This is a genomic window from Empedobacter sp. UBA5036 (assembly GCF_002415215.1).
Taxonomy (GTDB): Bacteria; Bacteroidota; Bacteroidia; order Flavobacteriales; family Weeksellaceae; genus Empedobacter; species Empedobacter falsenii_B.
In genome coordinates this window covers 58108-80828 of sequence record NZ_DICC01000017.1, presented here as the reverse complement: position 1 = coordinate 80828, position 22721 = coordinate 58108, and the positions used below count along the sequence as shown (strand labels likewise).

The window sequence follows — 22721 nt, the reverse complement described above, 5'->3', positions numbered from 1 at the left end:
TCTTAACCTCTTTCTAAACTTTTTTTAATCTCAGTCTATTTCTTAACCTAAATCTTAACTCATGCCTTATCACGATTTCACAGAAATGCCAATTTGGATAAAAGCTATGAATATTGCTGTTCAAATTTTTGAATTAACTTCAAACTTACCTCGAACAGAAGATTATGGGTTAACATCACAAATAAGACGTTCTGCAGAAAGTATTTCAGCAAATATTGCTGAAGGTTTTGGCAAATCTAGTATTAATGATAAAGTTAAATATTATGAAATCGCAAAAGGTTCGGCTTTCGAAACAAAATCTCATTTGTATTATGGACAGAAAGTTGGATATTTTAACGAAAACACAATAAATCTTCTTCTTGAAGAATTAAATGCTACAATTTTTGAGATTAATAAACTCAAAAAAGCATTAAAAATTAAATAAATTCTAATTAATTAGGTTGACTTTCTCTAAGTCTAAACCTTATTCTCAATAACATGAATCCAGAAATTTTATTCGAAGATAATCATTTGTTAATCATCAACAAAAAAGCGGGTGAATTAGCACAAGGAGACGAAACAGGCGACATTCCACTTATCGATAGTCTAAAGGACTATATAAAAGAACGCGATAACAAACCTGGAAATGTTTTCTTAGGGTTGGTGCATCGCTTGGATCGTCCAACTTCTGGTGTGTTGATTTTTGCTAAAACTTCGAAAGCGTTAACACGAATGAACGAAATGTTTCAGAAACGAAATATTGACAAAGTTTACCGTGCAATTGTTCAAAGTAAACCGCCAAAAGACTTCGAAAGATTAGAGCATTATCTAAAGAAAAATCCAAAAAATAATAAAACAACTGTTTATTCTAAACCAACGCCTGATGCTAAAAAAGCAATTTTAGAATACACCTATTTAGGCGCTTTGGATACTTTTCATTGTGTCGAAGTGAAGTTATTTACAGGTCGTTCGCATCAAATTCGCGCACAACTTTCTTCGGTTGGTTGTCCTATCAAAGGCGATTTGAAATACGGTGCTAAACGCTCTAATCCTGACGGAAGCATTTGTTTACATGCGCATCGCATTACATTTGAGCATCCTGTCAAAAAAGAAGAAATGACAATCGTAGCTCCAGTGCCGAAAGATGCAATTTGGCAAGCAACGAACAAATTTAATTCGTAAATTTGTCGCTTATTTGTTTGTCAAATGAACAGCATTTTTTATTTCATAATTTTTCAAATTTCGCGTTTACCTCTTTCGGTTTTATACAGATTTTCGGATTTTTTGTTCTTTCTGTTGTACACAGTTATTGGTTATAGAAGACGTGTCATTAGAACAAATTTAGAAAACTCTTTTCCCGAAAAATCTCAGGAAGAAATCAAAGCTATTCACAAAAAATTCTATGCTAATTTTTGTGATTATTTGGTCGAAACCTTAAAAAGTTTTTCTATTTCTCAAGAAGAATTGGACAAACGATTTACATATTCTAATCTCGACATTTTTAATGAAATAAAAAATGAAAAACGAGATGTCATGATGATGTGTGGGCATATTTTCAATTGGGAATGGTTTATTGGAACGGTAAAACATTTACCAACAAAAGAAAGTGCAGCGGTTTATCATAAAATTCGAAATCCTTTTTGGAACGATAAAATCAATGCAATGCGTGGTCGTTTCGGCACAAAAGCGTTAGATATGAAAGATGTGTTGCGTTTTATGATGAAAGCTCCAAATGATGGAGAATTAGCCTATTTATTTGTCGCAGATCAAAGTCCAAAACAATCGGCTGTTCACTATTTTATTGATTTCCTCAATCAGAGAACGCCTGTTTTTAATGGTTTTGATAAAATTGCACGCCGCAAAGACATGGCTGTTGTCTTTTGTCAAACCGAAAAAATAAAACGCGGTCATTATCACACAACTTTTATTCGACTACAACCTCAACAAGATAAATTTGAAGAAAATGAAATTGTTCATCAATTTTTTCATCATTTAGAACAAACCATTCAACAACATCCAGATAATTGGCTTTGGAGCCACAAACGTTGGAAATATGCCGATTTGTAATTTTAAATATTCATGAAAACAGCAATTGCAATCCTAAATTGGAATGGCGAAAAATTATTGCCTCAATTTTTACCTTCGGTTATTAACAATTCTAAAAACGCAACAATTTATGTAATTGATAATGCGTCGACTGACAACTCAATCGAATTGTTAACAACTCAATTTCCTTCTGTCAAAATCATTCAGAACAAAGGAAATTATGGCTTTGCACAAGGCTATAACGAAGGTTTAAAAGAAATTGATGCAGAATATTTCTGTTTATTAAATTCGGATGTCGAAGTAACTGAAAATTGGATAGAACCAATTGAAAAATTGTTTGACAACAATCCTGATATCGCCGCAATTCAACCCAAAATATTAGACTACAAAAACAAAGAGTATTTTGAATATGCCGGTGCAGGAGGAGGTTTTATTGATAAATTTGGTTATCCATTTTGTCGAGGACGTGTTTTTTCAACTTTAGAAAAAGACAATGGACAATACAACGACACCACACAAATTTTTTGGGCTACGGGTGCAAGTTTATTCATCCGAAAAAAAGATTTCTTTGAACAAAATGGTTTTGACGAAGAATTCTTTGCACACATGGAAGAAATCGATTTGTGTTGGCGATTAAACAATGCTGGGCGAAAAATTTATTATTGTGGAGAATCAACTGTTTATCATTTGGGCGGTGCAACTTTGGATAAATCCAATCCAAAAAAATGGTATCTAAATTACCGAAATAGTTTGTGGATGATGCTTAAAAATCTACCTACAAACAAACTTTTTCCGATGCTTTTCACTCGTCTTTCTATGGATGGAATTGCTGCTGTTGCCTTTTTACCAAAACAAGGACTTCCACATGTTTGGGCTGTTTTCTTATCACATATGCATTTTTATTTTGGTTTTATAAAAATGTATAAAAAACGTCAACAACATCAAATCAAAAATTATTCAGATAAAGAATTATTGCCATTTCAGTATTTCATACAAAAACGTCAGTACTTTAAGGATTTAAAATAATCTGTCTTCAAATATTAAATCATTTCTTAAAATTTCTATAAATTTTTAATTCTATTATTGTAGAATATAAAAATATTACTATCATTGTAGAACAAATCAAACTACAATGAAAAAAATAGTTACATTATTTACTTATTTCGTTCTACTTACCACTATTTCTTTTGCACAAAAGCTTGAAGTGAATTATCAAGAGATTGTAAAAGTAAATGCAGAAGAATTTAAAGGTTCTGTAAAATTTTCTACAAATGGTAAAGAAAGTACAATTCCGACTGATGTTTACAATGACATGATTAAGAATATGCAAGAGCCAAAAGATTTTATCTTAACAATCAATGAAAACGAATCATCTTATAATAAAGTCGAAAAAATAGATAATCAACAAGGAGGAAATGGAATGAGAGTTTCGATGAGTTTTGGAGATTCAGGAAATGGGTTGTTCAAGAATTTGAATACAAAAGAATATTTGAAAAGTGTAAAATCATTTGACAAAACTTATACAATAAAAGATAAATTAACTGAATACAAATGGCAATTGACACGCGAAACAAAGAAATTAATTGGTTTTGATGTCAAAAAAGCAATCGCAATTGTGGATAGCACAACAACTGTAACTGCATGGTATACTCCAAGTATTGCGATAAAAGATGGACCTGGAGTTTACAATGGTTTACCCGGGTTGATATTAGAAGTAGAAATCAAAAATTCAAAAAATAAAGGAATAGAAAGCAGTATTATTCGCGCAACAGAAGTCAAAGAAATCCCAAACCTCAAACCAATCGAAAAACCAAAAGATAAGAATACAATCACCAACGAAGAATATAAAGCGTTGAGTGCAAAAGCCATGGAAAGATTAAAACAGATGAGTTCTGAAGGTGTGAGTAAGGATTAAAGAAAATATTTTTTATCAATCGTTAAACATTTCATACAATTTCTTGTCTAAGAACTATAAGCACATTTAAAATGAAAAAAATAATTTCAGTTTTTGTTTTACTATTTAGTTTTTCGGCCTTTGCGCAACAAGAAAAAGTAGAAGTTTCGTACACAACACGTATCATTTTACCAGACGATTTTACGTTTCAACCTCCTAGTGGTGGTAATGGACGTACGATGCCAAAAGAAATGCAAGAGCAATTCAAGAAAAACATTCAAGAGCCGCAAGAAGCTAAGTTGACTATTTTGGGAGACGAATCCTTGTATAAAATGGTTGAAAAAATATCAAATGATCAAAGTCAAGGATTACGAGGTCCACGTGGTGGCGGGATGCGAATGATGTCGATGAATGGAGATAATATTTATAAAAATAGTACAAATCATTTGCTTTTAAAAGAGCAAAACATGATGGGGAAAAGTTATGTTGTAAAAGATTCTTTGCAAAATTATGATTGGAAATTAACACGAGAAACAAAAACAATCTTAGGGAATGAAGCTAAAAAAGCAACTGCTATTATCGATAGCGTTCAGACAACAGTTTGGTACATTCCAACATTAAAATATAAAACTGGTCCAGAAAATTATTGGGGATTACCAGGTTTGATTGCAGAAGTACAAACAGAAATTAACAGAGGCATGTTTAAAGGCTCTAAAATTATTTCTTTGACGGATATCAAAACATCAACAAATACAAAACCAATCGAAAAACCAAAAGATAAAGGTGCTATTTCGCAAACAGAATTTGATAAATTGATGCAAGAACAACGCTCACGTTTTGAAGAAATGCGAAATTCTGGCGTAAATAAACGAGATTAAGGTTTCTTAAAATTCGATTAATTTTCATAAAAAATTGGTTCAATTTCATATTATAAAACTTATATTTAATTCTAAATTAATCTTAAGAAATAAAATACTATGAAAGCTTTAATCATCGTAGATATGCAATACGATTTTTTACCAGAAGGTTCCTTAGCTGTGAATGATGGAGATAAAATTATCGAACGCATAAACAAATTACAAGAAAAGTATGATGTTGTTGTGGCAACGCAAGATTGGCATCCTGCAAATCACAAAAGTTTTGCTTCTCAACATACAGATAAACAACCTTTTGATGTAATCGAATTAGGTGGAAATCGTCAGGTTTTGTGGCCAGATCATTGTGTACAAGGCACTAAAGGAGCAGAAATACACAAAGATATCAAGCAAAATAAAATAAGTGCAATCATCCGAAAAGGTATGAATCCAGAAGTTGATTCGTATAGTGCTTTTTTTGATGTGAATAAAAAGAATCCAACAGGGCTAAATGGATTCTTAAAAGATCATAATATAACGAGTGTATACATTTGCGGCTTAGCAGCAGATTATTGTGTATATTACACAGCAAAAGATGCTTTAGCATTGGGATATACAACATATATTTTAGAAGGAACAACAAAGGCTATTAACCAAGAACTTTTTGATGAATTGAAAGAAGATTTTATCAAAAAAGGAGGAAATGTCTCGACGTATTTATTATAATATTATCAATAAATCGCTAGATAAAAATGTCATTTGAAAATCCTTAACTTTTTGAATGACATTTTATTTTTTAAATAAATTCAAAAATTATCTGTAACATTAGTCTACAAAAGCAGACTAATTAGACAAATACAACAATTATGAAAAAAGCAATCTTAACATTTGCCTTAGGAATTATTACAGCTACAATTTCTATCGCGCAAGACAATAAAACACAAAATATCGATGCAACTTATGTAATGGAAGTTAAAATGGACTACGAAAAAACCATGAAAACTATTCCAGAAGCATACAGAGCTCAAGTTGGAGGAATGCTAAAAGCTGAAATTGATGCAGGAATTTTTATGACTTACTTCTTTAAAAGTAATTCCAAAAATTCAACATTTACATTAGAAGAAAAAGTAAATAACGGACAAGGTGGATTAGGAATAATTGCTCAACAAATGGCTGCAATGGATAATAAACCAACTTATAAAGACTTTACTGTAACTCCAAATTTGTATTACAAAGAAGTTGATATGGGTGTAAAACAATATTTGATTAAAGATCAAATTCCAGATTACAAATGGAAAATCTCGCGTGAAAAAACTGATATAGCTGGTTACAAAGCGACAAAAGCAGAAGGCGTTATGATGGATTCTATTCCTGTGACAGCTTGGTATGCGCCAGAAATCCCTATAAAAGATGGACCAACTTCATTAGCTGGATTGCCAGGTTTGATTATAAAAGCTGAGTTTGAAATGAATGGAGCTAAATTAATTTACACATTGAAAGATTTAAAAATTTCTGAAAAAGAATTGAAAATTGCTTTACCTACAAAAGGAGAAGTTGTTACACAAGATCAATTTATGAAAATCGTAATGGATATTCAGAAAAAAATGCAAGAACAAATGAATGGAGGTCTAGACACTAAATAATTCATTCAAAACATATAAAAACACATCTGTTTCTAACACATAAACAGATGTGTTTTACAAAAAACTCTATTTAAGTCATCAACTAAAAAATACATATGAAGAAATTACTCTATCTAATTTTATTTACTTCTGCAGCTCAAATCTCGTTTGCGCAAGAATGTAAATTAAAAGGATCTGTTGCAAATGATGCTGGAATTCCTGTTACAGACGCTTCTGTCTCTATTTTTGATAGTAAAAACGAAGGCAAAGGTTTTGTTTTTACAAGTAATATGGGTGAATTTGAATTCAAATTGCCTTGTGGACAAAAATATGACATCGAAATTGAGCAAGCTGGTTACGAAACATATGTTGAGAATGTTGATTTGACTGAAAATGTCAACAAAAAAATAAAGCTTAAACAAGGAAAAGAAATTTCCTTAAAAGAAACAATTGTAAAAGCTCAACAAGCAATCAAAGTAAAAGGTGATACAATTGAGTTTGATGCAGATTCTTTCAAAGTTGGAAATGAGGAAACATTAGAAGATATTCTTAAAAAATTACCTGGAATTGAAGTTCAGAATGGTAAGGTAATGTACAAAGGTAAACCAATGTCGCAAGTAACAGTTGGTGGACGTGAAGTTTTGGGTGGTAACGAAAAATTATTGAACAAAAATTTACCTTCGGATGCGGTTTCTAAAATACAATTAAACACGAAGTTTAAATCAAATCCTTTTGCTTCTTCATTACAAGAAGATGACGAACAATTCTCGTTAAACATCGAACTAAAAGATGATATGAAACGTCTTGCATTTGGTAATGTAACACTAGGTGGAGATGCGGACAAACATACAGATGCACAAGCAAAGATTTTCTATTTCTCAGAAAAAACAGACGGGACATTAATCAATGATTTTAATACATTCGGGAAACAAGTTTTTGATCAAGATGATTATATGAGCTTCTTTGGTGGGTACTCTGAATTTAATTCTGAAGGAAGTATCTATTCATTAAGAGGAAATTCGAACAATCTAAACTTAATGACAAAAAATGATGCGCCGAGTATGAATACCTATAATGGTGCTGTGCATTTTGGTGTTGAACCAAATAAGAAATTAAAAATCTCTGGTTTTGGTTTACTTAATACCAATAATATTCGTTACAATTCTAAATCAGAACGTTATTACAACAACATCGAAACACCTTATACAACCGTCGATCAGGAACAAAATAAGAGCAATATTTTGATGGGAATGTCGCGTTTGCGTTTAGATTATAATCCGAATGATAAAGGACAAATTAAATATCGCTTAAACTTTAATTATTTAGATAGCGAAAACGAACAATTGGTTGATAGCTATTATAACGATCAAAAAAATAGCTTTAGAAATGTAAATTCTGAACAAAAGAATTACTCTTTATCACAAACTTTATCTTACATCCGTAAAGTTGGACGCGATGATAATGTTGGTTTATATTTCCGTCATCAATATCAAAAAGATACGCCAGATTACAATGTTTTATCAACAGCAAATCCGTTCTCGTCTTTTAATTTGTTCAAGAATTTATCTCAAGTAAATAATCAATATAATATCAATCAAGATCAAAATTTTGTTTTGAACACTGTTCAATTATACGGAATCTACAATCACTTGTTGACAAATACATCTAACCTTAAAATTAAGGTTGGAACAAATTTTAGTACGCAAGATTTTGAAAATAAAATCTATGATTTTCAGAAATTAATGAATGATAATTCATTAATCACTAATACAGATTTAGATTACAACGAGACCTTTGCTGATGTAACTTTGACAAAGAAACTAGGAAACTTTCAAGTAGATGCGGGAGCTGGAGTTTCGTTCTTTAATGAGAAATCGAAATACCAAGATGGTGAAAAATTAAATCGTTCGGAAACGAAATTTTTACCTCACCTGAATTTGCAATACAAGTTCAACAATGCAACAAGTGTTCGCGCAAGTTATTCACAAAGCTATAGCTATCCGTACACAAAAGATTTTAATGATTCGTACACCATTCAAAGTTACCAATCTATTTTCTACGGAAATAGAAATTTAAGACAAGCTTTGACACATACAGCAAGTCTTAATTTTAGTCATTTTAACTCATTCACATTCTTTAATATTTTTGCGAATTTGAGTTATACATTACAAGAAAAAAGTATACAAACGCAATCTGTTTTAAACCGTGATTTTATCATCTCTGGAAACGATACAATTGTAAATAACTATCAATTCAATACCTTAATTAATTCTGGTAATAACCAAGAAACTTATTCAGGATATTTCATGATTGGGAAGCGTTTTGCTAAATGGTACAATGCACGATTAACAGGTAATATTTCTACTTCTAATTATTATACCATTACACGAAATATTGAATATGAAAATGGAGTTGTTAAAAATGATGATTTGAAGGATGTTAACAATAAAAGTTTTAATCAAACATATAATTTAGAGAACTCATTTACATTCAAAAAGAAATTTGAATTAAAGGCTGGGGTTAATTTAAACCTAAGTAAATATCAATCATTATCTGAACAGAAATTTACGAACTGGCGTCCATATGGGGAAGCTGCTTGGTCCGCTACAAGTAAATTATTAGTTCAGACCGATTTCTCTTATCGCTTACAATACCGTGATGGAGTAGAAATAAACACAGCAAAAGAGTGGAATGCTTCTGCACGATACAATATTGCGAAGAAAACTTATTTGACTCTTACAGGTGGAAATTTATTAGGAAACAACGTAATTGTTTCGAATGGATTTAATGATAACTACATATCGACTACAACTAAAAATGTTTTGGGAAGATATTTTATCGTGAGTTTACGATATAAGTTCTAAAATAAATGAATTAAATAGTAAAAGCCCTTCTATAGAAGGGCTTTTACTATTTAATCACTTGTGGATAATCAAACAAATTATTTGGATCATATTTCTTTTTTAATTGCTGCAATCGAGCCAAATTATTTCCGAAATAAGCATTATTTGCATCAGGAAAATTAATATCCGGGTAATTTCGGTATTGTTTTATATTCCCAATATTTCTTAATAATTGTTGTATTTCTTCAAATGATTTTGTCAACTTTTCTTCTTGCGAAGGCAAATCCCAATACGCTTGTAACTCGCTCAAATAATTAATATCGCGATGTGGATAAGCAGAATCTGAAGCTTTGACTTCATTGATTTTTCCACCCAAAGTATTTATCTGATAAATCATTCCTTTAGAAGCGACAACTTTTGCAAAAATATCTTCCAAACCTTTCTCAATATCTTCAATTCCTGTGTACAAACCAGCAGAAGAATTTTTGAAATAAATCGGCTCTGTTACGCCATAATAATTTTTGAGCGCAGCAGCCAGATTTCTATTTTTCATCGGTTTATAATCATTCGATAATGGAATTAAACTCGAAAATATTTTCTCAAAATCTGTTTGATTTACTGCAAAATTGGTAAATAAAATGGTCAAAAACTTTCCATTCAACACAAAAGCAGAAAAAGCTTCTTTAGGTAATTTTTCCGTTGCTTGGAACCAAAGTCGAATTAATTTGACAAATTTATCTGATGTTAGATTTGTAAACTTCATACGATATCCGCTGAAAGATTGTGGGACTGGATAAGTTTTGAAATGTAATTCCGTTACAACGCCAAAATTTCCATTTCCGCCGCCTTTACACGCCCAAAGTAAATCGGGATCTTGATCAGAGTCGATTGTATTTCCTTTGTAATCGATCATTTTTACACGAAGCAGATTATCACAGGTCAACCCATATTTTCGGCTAAAAAAACCATAGCCACCGCCCAAAGTCAAACCACCAATAGCCACAGTTCCACATGATCCAGCTGGAATAATTCTTTTCTTAGGTAAAAAATTAGCATAAATTTCCTGCAATAAACAAGCTGGTTGTAATTTCACTTTATTCTCTTGCAACCACGTAATTTTGTTCATCAGTCCAAGATGAATCAACAATCCGTTATCAACATTCGAAAAACCTTCAAAACTATGCCCTCCACTTCGAATTGCAATTTTTAGTTTCTTTTCGTTTGCTAATGCAATTGCTTTTTTTATTCCAGTTTCTGATTTACAAACTGCTATAATCTTAGGAAATTTCTCAATTCTTTTATTGAATGATTTTCGGTATTGATTATACTTTTCATCATCTTTTGTCAAGATTATTAAATCATCATCCAAAAAATCATCAAACGAATAAAAAGACATAAAAAAAATCCCTAAACTACCTGTACCAAGTAGTTTTAGGAATTCTCTTTTTGTATAATTTGGTTGTTTCATCGCTAAAATTGGTTTAGCTAAAGATACAACTATTTAATATTATTCTCTTTTAACCAATTTCTATAATTCTCAGCATTTTTCAAATGTTCCTGATAATCGTTGGTATAAATGTGATAACCTGGTTTTTTAGGATCTGCAACAAAGAAAATAAAATCGTGATTTGCTGGTGATAAAACCGCATCAATTGCTCCTAAATTTGGTAAACAAATTGGTGCTGGTGGCAAACCTTTGTTACGATAAGTGTTGTACGCATTCGACGACCACGTCCATTTTTTGTACACACGTTGCACTTTTTGATCCCAACCATTTTCCATTTTATATGCATAAATAGAAGTTGGATCGGCTTCTAAACGCATATCTTTTGCCAAACGATTCATATATGCTCGTGCAACCTTTTGTTGTTCATCCATATTATCAGACGATTCTAATTGAACAATAGATGCTAATGTTGTCACTTGTAAAGGTGTCATGTTAAGCGCTTTTGCTTTTGCTAAACGTTCTGCATTCCATACTTTGTCGTGTTGCGCTACCATTTTATCAACAAATTTTTCTGGTGTTAATCCCCAATACACGAAATACGTTTCTGGAATGAAATATTGCTTTACCGTTTCGTCGTTTAACGTTGTATCGTTTTTTTCTTTCACAAAATCACGAATAGCTGTCAAAACTTCGATAGAATCCATATCAATTTGTTTGGAAACTGATCCCGCCAAATGGTAAATTGTTGGTTCATTTTTGATACGAAGTTTCACTTCTTCTTGCTCTCCTCCTTGCAAACGATCAATAATATCGCGGTTAGAATCTGAGCTTGAGATTTTATATTTTCCAGATTTTATCGTTGCTGGATAATCTGCATCTTCTGCATATTGTTTGAACAATTTTTCATCCTTCAAAAATGGTTTTAAAGAATCTAAAACTTGCTCAAATTTAGCTCCACGAGAGATATAGATATAACCATCTTTGGTTGCATTTCCTTTGAAACCGTCTATAAATGTACATCCTACAAATGCGAATGAACAGATTAATATTAATACTAAATTTAATTTTTTCATTGGATTGAATTAAATTTCAATTTCACCTTCAAAAACTTTTACTGCTGGTCCATTTAACCAAACATTGACAAAGTTATGATTATTTTCTTCAAAATTTACAGATAAATCTCCTCCCATTGCTTTTACTTTGATATCTTTTTTGTCTACCAAATTTTTAACATAAGCAGAAATCGCAGCCGCTGTAATTCCTGTTCCGCAAGCCAAGGTTTCGTCCTCAACTCCACGTTCATATGTACGTATCGTAAGACTTTTATCTGGCATTACTTCAACAAAATTTACATTAGAACCTTTCTCAAAATAGGGCGCTCCATTGCGAATCGCTTTTCCTTTTTTATAAACATTAACATCTTTTACATTTTCCACAAATTCTACGTGATGCGGCGAACCTGTGTTCATAAATAAATATTTGTCGTGATCTTCTACTTCATTTACATCAATCATCTGTAAACGAATAACTTCTTGATCTACGATACCATGATGCAAACCATCAATCGCATTAAATGTCATTTTGTCATTGGCAACATCCAAATCATTTGCAAATCGAATAATACAACGTCCTCCGTTTCCGCACATTGTACTTTCGTTTCCATCCGAATTGAAATACACCATTCTGAAGTCTGAATTTTCATCATTTTGTAACAAAATCAAACCATCAGCTCCTATCCCAAAATTACGATCACATAGCCTATTAATCAATTCTGTAGAGATTGGAAACGTTTTTTCTCGATCATCAATCATGACAAAATCATTCCCAGCTCCTTGGTATTTATAAAATTTTAATTTCAACTTCTTAAATTTTAAACAAAGTAAAGACATTTTTGTCACTCTTAACTAATGTTATAAAAGATTTATAATATAGTGTTAACATGCGTTAAACGGTTTGAAATGTTAAAATTTTGGTCTTAAATTTGATTTAATCTAAAAACATTAAAAACTTATATAATTAAAGATGAAAAAATATACAGGATACTTATTAGTTGGATTAGTGAGCTCTATGACAACTATGGGAGGTTTTTATTTGATGAACGAAAATGGAAGTAATCCATTTATTACAAATGCAAGTAATCAGAAAAATGGAGACTTTGAATTTGTAGATTATAAAGGAAATTACAATTACGATGCGCCAAACTTTGTGCAAGCATCTAATAAAGCTGTACATACAGTTGTGAGTATCAAAAATTATTCGAATCAAAGACAGCAACAACAACAGCAATTCTTTGATCCTTTTGATTTCTTTTTCGGGCAACCAGAACAACAACAAAGAGGAAGACAACAGCAACCAGATCAAGATCAACCATCTGGAATGGGTTCTGGTGTAATTATTTCACAAGATGGTTACATTGTTACAAATAATCACGTGATACAAGGCGCTTCTAAAATTGAAGTGACTTTGAATAATCAAAAAAGTTATATTGCTGAATTAGTTGGAACTGATCCAAGTACAGATATTGCCTTATTGAAAATTAGTGAAAAAGGTTTACCATTCACAAAATTTGTCGATTCTGATGCGATTAATGTTGGAGATTGGGTGTTAGCAGTTGGGAATCCATTTGGTTTGACTTCTACTGTTACAGCAGGTATTGTTTCGGCAAAAGGTCGTAGCATTAATATTTTAGGTAAAAATTCTGAATCACCAATCGAATCGTTTATTCAAACCGATGCAGCGATTAATCCAGGAAACTCTGGTGGTGCTTTGGTAAATGCAAACGGAGATTTAATTGGTATTAATACAGCTATTTCTTCACCAACAGGAGCTTATTCTGGTTACGGATTTGCTGTCCCTGCAAACTTGGTGAAAAAAGTTGTGGAGGATATCAAATCGTACGGAATTGTACAACGTGGATATTTAGGTATCAAAGGTTTTGATTTATCGAATGAAGATGCTGTAAAACAATACAACAAGCAATTCAAGAAAAATATTAAAACCGATAATGGAGTAATGGTAACTGAATTGGTAGCGAAAGGGTCTGCAATTGATTCTGGAATCGAAGAAGGCGATATTATTACAGCTGTAGATGGAAAACCAATTACATCTTTCTCTTCGTTATCGTTCATCGTAGGAAGCAAACGTCCTGGTGACAATGTTGCGCTTACTGTAAGACGTGGAAACTCTGAGAAAACATACAACATTACATTGAAAGATGCTAAAGGAAGCACTAAAGTGAGAAGCAAATCTGACTTAACGCCAACTGAAGTTCTTGGAGCAGAATTTGAGCCATTAACAGAACGTCAAAAAGATAGTTTCGGAATTAATTATGGTGTGATGGTAAAACATCTAGATAATGCAGGAAAATTAGCGGCAGCAGGTGTTCAAGAAGAATTTATCATCTTATCAATCAATGATAAAAATGTAAGTTCACAAGACGATATCGAAAAAATCTTAAAAAATTATAAAGGTCGCGTGTCAATTAAATTTGCAGATTATTACGGACGAATCTATACAAAAGGATTCACGATGGATTAAAATTTTGAGTCGATTTTAAATTTTAATAAATCATTATAAATAGCTACAACAAGATAAGTTGTAGCTATTTATCTTTACATTAAAATTGTTTAACGAAAAACTATCCCATGTTTATTAAAAATAATTATTCTTTCACTCTTTCTTTTGTTTAGTTCTTTTTCTTATCCAAAAGAAGTTCTATGGGGACCAACCTTAAGCAACTCTAATCAATCTGGAAACTTTGGTAAAGCAGGTTTATTTTTTCTTTTCGGCTTAGGTGATAATATGGTTGATTTTAAATTATACGCAAATGCTAATATGGGATATATGCGAGATAATTTTCACGTAATTCCTGAAGTTGGCATTACAGGATATGTTGCCGCGAGCCAGTTGATGTATATTTTTCCATTTGTAGAAAGTGAATTTACACCTTATACAATTACTCCAAAAGCTGGTATTTCATTAGCTTCTTTTGTAGATTTTGGTTTTGGATATGGTTTTAAGATTAATGAAAAAGATAGTTTTAAACCTATCAAAGGTTTTCAATTTTCAATTGGAGTAAATATACCTTTCAATTTGAAATAAAAAATCATTAATGATGATGAAAATTTATTTTTTGGGAGAAAGCTAAATAATTCATTAATTTTATCACATGAAAAAGTTCATCGCAATCTTTGTTTTTATCATTAGTTTTCAAGCGAAAGCACAACAAAATTTATCCGATTATTTTACAATTAATCTTGGTTATGAATATTGGAACGGAAATTACGGAAAAGTTGGAACAGATTTGTTCTTAGTACAAGATAATAACAATATTTTGACGTTTAGCGCCAATGCTAATTTGGGTTATATGAAAGACAAATTTCGTGTAATTCCAGAAGTTGGAGCTGGATATATGTTCAATTTTCGCAACAATACTGGTGATCCATATAGCTCTAACTTTAACTCTGCTTTTTATGTTATCCGTACTGAAGTTTCTCCGTGGACAATTACTCCAAAAGCTGGTATCGCAGTTTTGAGCATTGTAGAGTTAAATGCTGGCTATTCTTTCGAGTTTAGAGAAAATAAGGATTTTAAAGATATGAGCGGTTTCCGAGCTGGATTAACTATTCACTTGCCGACTCAGCTTTTTTAGCATTTCTAATACTTTTACGCAATTCTTTCAAACGAATATATAAATCTGAAGTCGACGCATTTTCTTCAATTGCATTAAAAATAAAGACACCTTTATCAATATAAAAGAAGATGATAGCTTCGTGATCTGCTACTTTAAAAGCATTTGTAATCCCATTTATTTTGTTCTCAACCCAAGATAATTTGCATGTTTTCAAATCAAAAATATGATCTTCATTACCCAAAATATCTTTGAAGATTAATTGTTCTCCTTGCGCATACAACACACCACTTCCTTGAAAAGATTTCATTTTAAGAAATCTACCTTGCGGACGCCCAATATTATAACGTACAACAGCCTTTAGATCTACCTGATCTGGTAAACTTTTCAGCGTATGTTGTTCATTTTTCTCTCTGACTTTCGCATCAGATACGGCAATAACAAAGAATATCGAAACAAAAATTCCGAAAATCAAAAATATTATTAGGATTGATATGATTGGTGCCATAATATATTAAATGTTAAGTAAAGTTATAAAAAAGCTTGAATTAATATCTAAATAAACCTTTTTTTTTACCTTAGCTTCGCAAACTGATAAAAATTACGAATGAATAAATTAATTTGGTTGTTATTTCCCGCCACAATCTTTGCTCAAAAAGGAGAAACACAAATAAAAGTTAATGCGTTAACAATGCCACTTGCAATGGTAAATCTTGGTGTTGAACATGCAATCACAGATAGAATAACTTTACAAGCTGACGGTTTTATCTCTCCTTGGAAATCATTTGCAGGTAATCATTTACAAATGTATATGGCTTTTGGTGAAGGTAGATATTACTTTGATAAATCTTTTAGTAAATTTTATATAGGTCCAAACATTGGAGTTGGTTTCTTTGATATTCAAAAATGGAATTATTGGAACACTGATAAATATCAACGTGGAGTAGCAATCTTAACAGGAGCTACAATAGGTTATCAAGTAAAAATTAACGAACATTGGGGATTAGATGTTTTTGTTGGTGGAGGACACTCTCAAGGAAATTACAAAGGATATTATAAAGAAGATTCTCCTAATTTGGGACGATATGATTCTGCGCAATCATTTAATAAAAGTGGGGAGTGGCTGCTTTACAAAGGCGGTGTAATGCTTACTTATAAATTTAAACGAAAAAAATCCAACTAAAATTAGTTGGATTTTTTATATCTAGTATTATTTTACTCTTACACAGGCGTATTCATATCGAAAGCCTCTAGATATTCGGCAACACGTTTTACAAACATACCTCCTAAAGCTCCATCCACAACACGGTGATCGTAAGCATGAGATAAGTACATTTTATGACGAATTGCAATCATATCTCCTTGCGGAGTTTCGATAACAGCAGGTTTTTTCACAATTGCACCAACAGCCAAAATAGCTACTTGAGGTTGAGGAATAATTGGCGTTCCTAATGTATTTCCGAAAGAACCAATATTTGTAATTGTATACGTTCCTCCCTGTATTTCTGCTGGTTTCAATTTATTATTACGCGCACGATTTGCTAAATCATTAACCTGAGAAGCTAACCCCGCTAAATTAAATTGATCTGCATTTTTGATAACAGGAACAATTAAATTTCCACTTGGTAAAGCAGCCGCCATTCCAATATTGATATTTTTCTTCTTAATAATTTTATCTCCATCAACCGAAGCATTAATCATTGGGAAATCTTGAATTGCTTTTGCTACAGCTTCGATAAAAATTGGCATGAAGGTAATTTTCTCACCATGTTTTTTCTGAAATTCATTTTTATTTTTATCTCTCCACAACACAATATTCGTCATATCAACTTCTACGAAAGACGTTACGTGAGGAGCAATTTGTTTTGCTTGTAGCATATTTTGCGCAATAATTTTACGCATTCTATCCATTTCGATAATTTCGTCTCCTTCACCAACAGAAATTGGCGCAGATTGCACTTGCGGTGCTTGAGGTTGAGCAACTGGTGCAGCAACAGAAGTCGTAACAACTGTTTTCGCTGGTTGATTTCCTCTATTTTTAACGAAATCCAAAATATCATCTTTCGTTACACGTCCGTCTTTTCCTGAACCTAAAATTTGATCTAACTCAGCCTGAGAAACACCTTCTTCTTTCGCAATAGATTTTACTAAAGGAGAATAAAATTTATCATCTGACGAAGTAATAAGCGTTTCAGTTTTGATTGTTGCAACTTCAGCTTCGATAGATTTTGCTGCATCAGCAATTTCCTGATCGCTATTTGTATCTACTTCTTCTACCGAATCAGCTTGTTCTACAACTCTATCAACAGACAAAATTGCGATAGGCTCACCTACTTTTGCAATTTTGTCTACTGGAACTAAGATTTCTTTTAAAACTCCTGCAACTGGCGAAGGAACATCAGAATCTACTTTATCTGTTGCGATTTCTACAACCGATTCATCTTCACTAATCGAATCGCCAATATTTTTGATCCAATTTGTTACAGTAGCTTCCATTACACCTTCTCCCATAGAAGGTAGAATTAATTTATAGTCAGACATTCTTGTGTTATTTGCTAAATACAAATCTAAACATTTTTTCGATTCAAAAAAATACTGTTAAAAAGATTAATGTATTTTATTTTTAAATTATTCGCATTAATATCATAAATAATTATCAATTTAATAATTGATCTAACATTTATAAGATTATTTTTAATGATTTGATAGTTTTGATTGCATAAAAAAATCCCCCAATCTAAGATTGAGGGACTTTTTGAAATATTAAGAATGATTCTTAAGCTTCGTAAGTTGCAGTACCGTTGTTTACTTGAGGTTCTTTGATTTCACCAAAGCTTTTCTCAAAGTTAGTTACGTTTTCTGCTAACGATTGAGATAATTGTTTTGCTTGTAATGGAGACAAAATAATTCTTGATTTTACTGATGGTCTAGCACCTGGTAAAAATTGAACGAAATCTACAACGAACTCAGATGGTGAGTGGTTGATGATTGCTCCTGTAGCATAAACACCTTGAGCTACTAATTCGTTTAACTCAATGTTTAATCCTTCGTTTTGTTGATTTTCTGACATTATAATTCTTGTTTTGCGTTTATTAATTCCTCGTATTCACGGTTAGATCCTACGATGATGTTTTGATACTCTTTTAATCCAGTTCCGGCAGGAATTAAGTGTCCAACAATAACGTTTTCTTTTAATCCTACTAAACCGTCTACTTTACCAGCTACAGCTGCTTCGTTAAGAACTTTTGTAGTTTCCTGGAACGATGCCGCAGACATGAAAGATTTAGTTTGTAAAGATGCTCTTGTAATACCTTGTAAAACGGCTTCTGCTGTTGCAGGTAAAGCCTCACGAGCTGTCACTAAGTTTTTGTCTTCACGTTTTAATTTAGAGTTTTCGTCACGTAATTCGCGAACTGTGATGATTTGTCCTGGACTTAATGTGTCAGAATCACCAGCATCTTCTACGACTTTCATTCCAAATAAACGATCGTTTTCTTGCATGAAATCGTCTTTGTGCTCTAAACTATCTTCTAAGAATCTTGAATCTCCTGAGTCTACAATACGAACTTTACGTAACATTTGACGTACGATAATTTCGAAGTGTTTGTCATCAATTTTTACCCCTTGTAAACGGTATACATCTTGAATCTCGTTTACTAAGTATTCTTGAACCGCTGTTGGCCCTAAGATTCTTAAAATATCTTCTGGTGTAATTGCTCCATCTGATAAAGGCTCACCTGCACGTACGAAGTCATTTTCTTGAACTAAGATCTGTGCTGATAATTTAACTAAGTAACGACGGATTTCACCATTTTTAGATTCAACGATGATTTCGCGGTTACCACGTTTTATTTTACCGAAAGATACAACTCCATCCATTTCACAAACAACTGATGGATTAGATGGATTACGAGCCTCTAACAACTCTGTAATACGAGGTAAACCTCCTGTAATATCGCCAGATTTAGCTGACTTACGAGGAATCTTAACTAAGATTTTACCTGCATTAATTTTTTCTCCATCATTTACCATTAAGTGTGCACCTACTGGTAAGTTGTATGTTTTTTCTTCACCATCAATCGTGATAACTCTTAACGCTGGAACTAATTTTTTATTACGTGATTCAGAAATAACTTTTTCTTGGAATCCTGTTTGCTCATCGATTTCAATTTGGAAAGTTACCCCTTGCTCTAATTGTTCGTACTCGATTTTACCAGTAGATTCCGCGATGATTACCCCGTTATAAGGGTCCCAACTTGCAATCTCTTGACCTTTTTGAACTTTAGCTCCGTTTTTAACAGATAAGATAGTACCATAAGCGATGTTAGTTTGTTGACGAACGTTTCCTAAATCGTCAATTACTTTCATCTCTGTAGAACGAGAAACAACTGTATCTACTTTGTTACCTGCATCATCTGTCGATTCAACAGTACGTAAGTCATCAAACTCAACTGTACCATCAACTTTAGCATTAATTGTATTTTGCTCAGAAACGTTACCCGCAGTACCCCCAACATGGAAAGTACGTAATGTTAACTGTGTACCAGGCTCACCAATAGATTGTGCAGCAACTACACCAACTGATTCACCTTTCTGAACACCTTTACCTGTAGCTAAGTTACGTCCGTAACATTTAGCACAAATTCCAGTTTTCGCTTCACATGTTAATGGAGAACGAACTTCTACATTTTCAATACCAGCTGCTTCTAAAGCATCACCAATATCTTCTGTAATAATGTTACCAGCAGAAATGATTAATTCACCATTATCTGGGTTGTAAATATCATTTAATGAAGTACGACCTAATACACGAGAAGATAAACTTTCGATGATTTCTTCTTTTTTCTTAAGTGCAGATACTTCTAAACCTCTTAATGTACCACAATCTTCGTGCATTACGATAACGTCTTGCGCAACGTCAACTAAACGACGAGTCAAGTATCCAGCATCGGCAGTTTTTAAGGCAGTATCGGCAAGACCTTTACGCGCACCGTGCGAAGAAATAAAGTACTCTAAGATAGACAGACCTTCACGGAAGTTAGAGATAATTGGGTTTTCGATGATATCCCCACCAGTAGAACCAGCTTTTTGAGGTTTAGCCATCAATCCACGCATACCTGATAACTGACGAATTTGCTCTTTAGATCCACGCGCTCCAGAATCAAGCATCATGAATACAGAGTTAAATCCTTGTTGATCTTCTGTCATACGTTTCATTACAATTTCAGTTAAAGTTGCGTTTGTTGTTGTCCAAACATCAATAACTTGGTTGTAACGTTCGTTATTTGTAATAAGACCCATATTATAGTTCATCTTAATGTTCTCAACTTGGTTGATCGCACCTGAGATAAGGTCTTTCTTTTGTTCTGGGATTAAGATATCTCCTAATGAGAATGATAAACCACCCTCGAAGGCATTACGGTATCCTAATTGTTTCATATCATCCAAGAAAGCAGCCGTTGTAGGGAAATCTGTAATCTTGATGATTTTATTAATAATTGTACGTAACGATTTTTTCGTTAATACTTCATTAATATAACCTACTTGTTTCGGAACGATTTGGTTAAATAACACACGTCCTACTGAAGTTTCGATTAATTGATTTTCTACTAACTCCTCTCCTACACGAATTGTTCCTTTTACACGAATTGGCGCGTTTAAGTCAACAGCTCCTTCGTTGTATGCAATTTGAACTTCTTCATCTGAATAGAAAGTTAATCCTTCACCTTTTACTGTAAATTGGTGGTCTGTACGACGAATTTTCGTCATGTAGTAAAGACCTAAAACCATATCCTGAGAAGGTACAGTAATTGGAGATCCATTTGCAGGATTCAAAATATTTTGAGAAGCCAACATTAATAATTGTGCTTCTAAAACAGCTTCTGGTCCTAATGGTAAGTGAACAGCCATCTGGTCACCATCGAAATCGGCATTGAAGGCAGTACACACTAATGGGTGTAAACGAATTGCTTTACCTTCGATTAATTTCGGTTGGAATGCTTGGATACCTAAACGGTGTAACGTAGGGGCACGGTTTAATAAAACTGGATGACCTTTGATTACATTTTCTAAAATATCCCAAACAACTGGCTCTTTTCTATCGATAATTTTCTTAGCCGATTTAACTGTTTTTACAATTCCACGCTCGATTAATTTACGAACTACGAATGGTTTGTATAATTCAGCTGCCATATCTTTTGGTAAACCACATTCGTGTAATTTAAGTGTTGGTCCAACAACAATTACAGAACGAGCAGAATAATCTACACGTTTACCTAATAAGTTTTGACGGAAACGACCTTGTTTACCTTTTAATGAATCAGATAATGATTTTAACGGACGGTTACCATCAGCTTTTACAGCAGATGCTTTACGCGTGTTATCAAATAATGAATCAACCGCTTCTTGTAACATACGTTTTTCATTACGTAAGATTACTTCTGGCGCTTTGATTTCCATTAATCGTTTCAAACGATTGTTACGGATAATTACACGACGATATAAATCATTTAAATCTGATGTTGCAAAACGACCACCATCTAATGGAACTAACGGACGTAATTCTGGTGGAATAACCGGAATAACGCGCATTACCATCCATTCTGGACGGTTTACGTGGTGCATATTTGACTCACGTAACGACTCAACAACTTGTAAACGTTTTAACGCTTCTGTACGACGTTGTTTAGAAGTTTCGTTGTGTGCTTTGTGTCTTAATTCGTAAGATAACTCATCTAAATTGATACGAGATAATAGGTCTTCTAATGCTTCAGCACCCATTTTCGCAACGAATTTATTAGGATCTGTATCTTCTAGATATTGATTCTCGATTGGAAGAGTTTCTAAGATATCTAAATACTCTTCTTCTGATAAGAAATCTAATCTATTTAATTCTTCACCTTCTGGTCCTTTTGCGATACCTGGTTGAATCACTACATATCTTTCATAGTAAATTACCATGTCTAATTTCTTAGATGGTAATCCTAAGATGTAACCAATTTTGTTTGGTAATGAACGGAAATACCAAATATGTGCAATTGGCACAACAAGATTGATGTGTCCAATACGCTCACGACGAACTTTCTTTTCAGTAACTTCAACCCCACAACGGTCACAAACGATACCTTTATAACGGATTCTTTTATATTTTCCGCAGGCACATTCGTAATCTTTTACAGGTCCAAAGATACGCTCACAGAATAACCCGTCACGCTCTGGTTTGTGCGTTCTATAGTTAATCGTTTCAGGTTTTAAAACTTCACCTTTAGATTCTTGAAGAATCGATTCTGGAGAAGCTAACCCGATACGGATTTTTGAGAATTGACTTGTTTTATTTTTTGTTGACATATAGAAATGTATCTAACAATTATATTATTATAACGAAAAAGGTAGAATAATAGGTTGCC

20 protein-coding genes are annotated in these 22721 nt (G+C 32.7%); 13 read left to right on the top strand and 7 right to left on the bottom strand.

From position 1 onward, the window contains the following. Positions 1-61 precede the first annotated feature (61 nt). From B4J88_RS01960 to B4J88_RS01920, 9 genes are all read left to right on the top strand, one after another. Positions 62-424: a four helix bundle protein gene (locus B4J88_RS01960; protein WP_291066075.1), complete on the top strand. Its 363-nt coding sequence runs from the start codon at positions 62-64 to the stop codon at positions 422-424. A gap of 53 nt (positions 425-477) precedes the next feature. Beyond that, positions 478-1161 (top strand): RluA family pseudouridine synthase, encoded by a 684-nt coding sequence (locus B4J88_RS01955; RefSeq protein WP_291066073.1) that lies wholly within the window; start codon positions 478-480, stop codon positions 1159-1161. A gap of 24 nt (positions 1162-1185) precedes the next feature. After that, positions 1186-2046: a lysophospholipid acyltransferase family protein gene (locus B4J88_RS01950; RefSeq protein WP_291066072.1), complete on the top strand. Its 861-nt coding sequence runs from the start codon at positions 1186-1188 to the stop codon at positions 2044-2046. A gap of 12 nt (positions 2047-2058) precedes the next feature. Beyond that, the gene (locus B4J88_RS01945) at positions 2059-3051 is read left to right on the top strand and encodes a glycosyltransferase family 2 protein (RefSeq protein WP_291066070.1); all 993 of its coding nucleotides are present in this window, start codon (positions 2059-2061) and stop codon (positions 3049-3051) included. Positions 3052-3157: 106 nt separating this feature from the next. Continuing rightward, positions 3158-3940, top strand: coding sequence for a GLPGLI family protein (locus B4J88_RS01940; RefSeq protein ID WP_291066068.1), 783 nt, complete (start codon positions 3158-3160; stop codon positions 3938-3940). A 71-nt stretch (positions 3941-4011) separates the two neighbouring features. Next, positions 4012-4797, top strand: a complete 786-nt coding sequence (locus B4J88_RS01935) for a GLPGLI family protein (protein ID WP_291066066.1) — start codon at positions 4012-4014, stop codon at positions 4795-4797. Positions 4798-4896: 99 nt separating this feature from the next. Beyond that, entirely contained in the window at positions 4897-5499 is a 603-nt protein-coding gene (gene pncA / locus B4J88_RS01930; protein WP_038331088.1) for a bifunctional nicotinamidase/pyrazinamidase, read from the top strand. Between the two features lie 140 nt (positions 5500-5639). Beyond that, positions 5640-6416 (top strand): GLPGLI family protein, encoded by a 777-nt coding sequence (locus B4J88_RS01925; RefSeq protein WP_291047757.1) that lies wholly within the window; start codon positions 5640-5642, stop codon positions 6414-6416. A 95-nt stretch (positions 6417-6511) separates the two neighbouring features. Then, complete coding sequence (locus tag B4J88_RS01920) at positions 6512-9259, top strand: TonB-dependent receptor (RefSeq protein WP_114998873.1); 2748 nt, start codon at positions 6512-6514, stop codon at positions 9257-9259. A gap of 46 nt (positions 9260-9305) precedes the next feature. On the opposite strand, the gene B4J88_RS01915 is transcribed toward B4J88_RS01920, so the two are convergent. From B4J88_RS01915 to dapF, 3 genes are read right to left on the bottom strand one after another with little or no spacing between them, the layout of a single operon-like run. Further along, entirely contained in the window at positions 9306-10706 is a 1401-nt protein-coding gene (locus tag B4J88_RS01915; RefSeq protein WP_291066064.1) for an FAD-binding oxidoreductase, read from the bottom strand. A 29-nt stretch (positions 10707-10735) separates the two neighbouring features. Further along, positions 10736-11758 (bottom strand): endolytic transglycosylase MltG, encoded by a 1023-nt coding sequence (gene mltG / locus B4J88_RS01910; RefSeq protein WP_125349426.1) that lies wholly within the window; start codon positions 11756-11758, stop codon positions 10736-10738. A gap of 9 nt (positions 11759-11767) precedes the next feature. Continuing rightward, on the bottom strand, positions 11768-12544 hold the full coding sequence (gene dapF / locus B4J88_RS01905) for a diaminopimelate epimerase (RefSeq protein ID WP_125349427.1): 777 nt from the start codon (positions 12542-12544) through the stop codon (positions 11768-11770). 163 nt (positions 12545-12707) lie between these two features. Here dapF and B4J88_RS01900 point away from each other — a divergent pair, with 163 nt between their 5' ends. From B4J88_RS01900 to B4J88_RS01890, 3 genes are all read left to right on the top strand, one after another. Further along, positions 12708-14222 (top strand): Do family serine endopeptidase, encoded by a 1515-nt coding sequence (locus B4J88_RS01900; RefSeq protein WP_125349428.1) that lies wholly within the window; start codon positions 12708-12710, stop codon positions 14220-14222. A 144-nt stretch (positions 14223-14366) separates the two neighbouring features. Further along, on the top strand, positions 14367-14786 hold the full coding sequence (locus B4J88_RS01895) for a hypothetical protein (RefSeq protein WP_219033756.1): 420 nt from the start codon (positions 14367-14369) through the stop codon (positions 14784-14786). Between the two features lie 67 nt (positions 14787-14853). Next, positions 14854-15336 carry a hypothetical protein gene (locus B4J88_RS01890; RefSeq protein WP_286495068.1) on the top strand — a complete coding sequence of 161 codons (483 nt, stop codon included), beginning with the start codon at positions 14854-14856 and terminating at the stop codon, positions 15334-15336. Here the strand turns inward: B4J88_RS01890 and B4J88_RS01885 are convergent. After that, positions 15308-15823, bottom strand: coding sequence for a hypothetical protein (locus tag B4J88_RS01885; protein ID WP_291047749.1), 516 nt, complete (start codon positions 15821-15823; stop codon positions 15308-15310). The genes B4J88_RS01890 and B4J88_RS01885 overlap by 29 nt on opposite strands. A gap of 99 nt (positions 15824-15922) precedes the next feature. Between B4J88_RS01885 and B4J88_RS01880 the strand changes: the two genes are divergently transcribed. Then, positions 15923-16498, top strand: coding sequence for a DUF3575 domain-containing protein (locus B4J88_RS01880; RefSeq protein ID WP_291047747.1), 576 nt, complete (start codon positions 15923-15925; stop codon positions 16496-16498). A gap of 38 nt (positions 16499-16536) precedes the next feature. Here the strand turns inward: B4J88_RS01880 and B4J88_RS01875 are convergent, their stop codons facing one another. The 3 genes from B4J88_RS01875 to rpoC all read right to left on the bottom strand — a co-directional run bounded on the left by B4J88_RS01875 (position 16537) and on the right by rpoC (position 22662). Next, positions 16537-17856 (bottom strand): dihydrolipoamide acetyltransferase family protein, encoded by a 1320-nt coding sequence (locus tag B4J88_RS01875; protein WP_291059149.1) that lies wholly within the window; start codon positions 17854-17856, stop codon positions 16537-16539. Positions 17857-18091: 235 nt separating this feature from the next. Beyond that, positions 18092-18385, bottom strand: a complete 294-nt coding sequence (locus B4J88_RS01870; protein ID WP_038331074.1) for a DUF3467 domain-containing protein — start codon at positions 18383-18385, stop codon at positions 18092-18094. Beyond that, positions 18385-22662 carry a DNA-directed RNA polymerase subunit beta' gene (gene rpoC, locus B4J88_RS01865; protein ID WP_125349433.1) on the bottom strand — a complete coding sequence of 1426 codons (4278 nt, stop codon included), beginning with the start codon at positions 22660-22662 and terminating at the stop codon, positions 18385-18387. Before rpoC ends, B4J88_RS01870 begins: the two co-directional genes overlap by 1 nt. Positions 22663-22721: the final 59 nt, after the last annotated feature.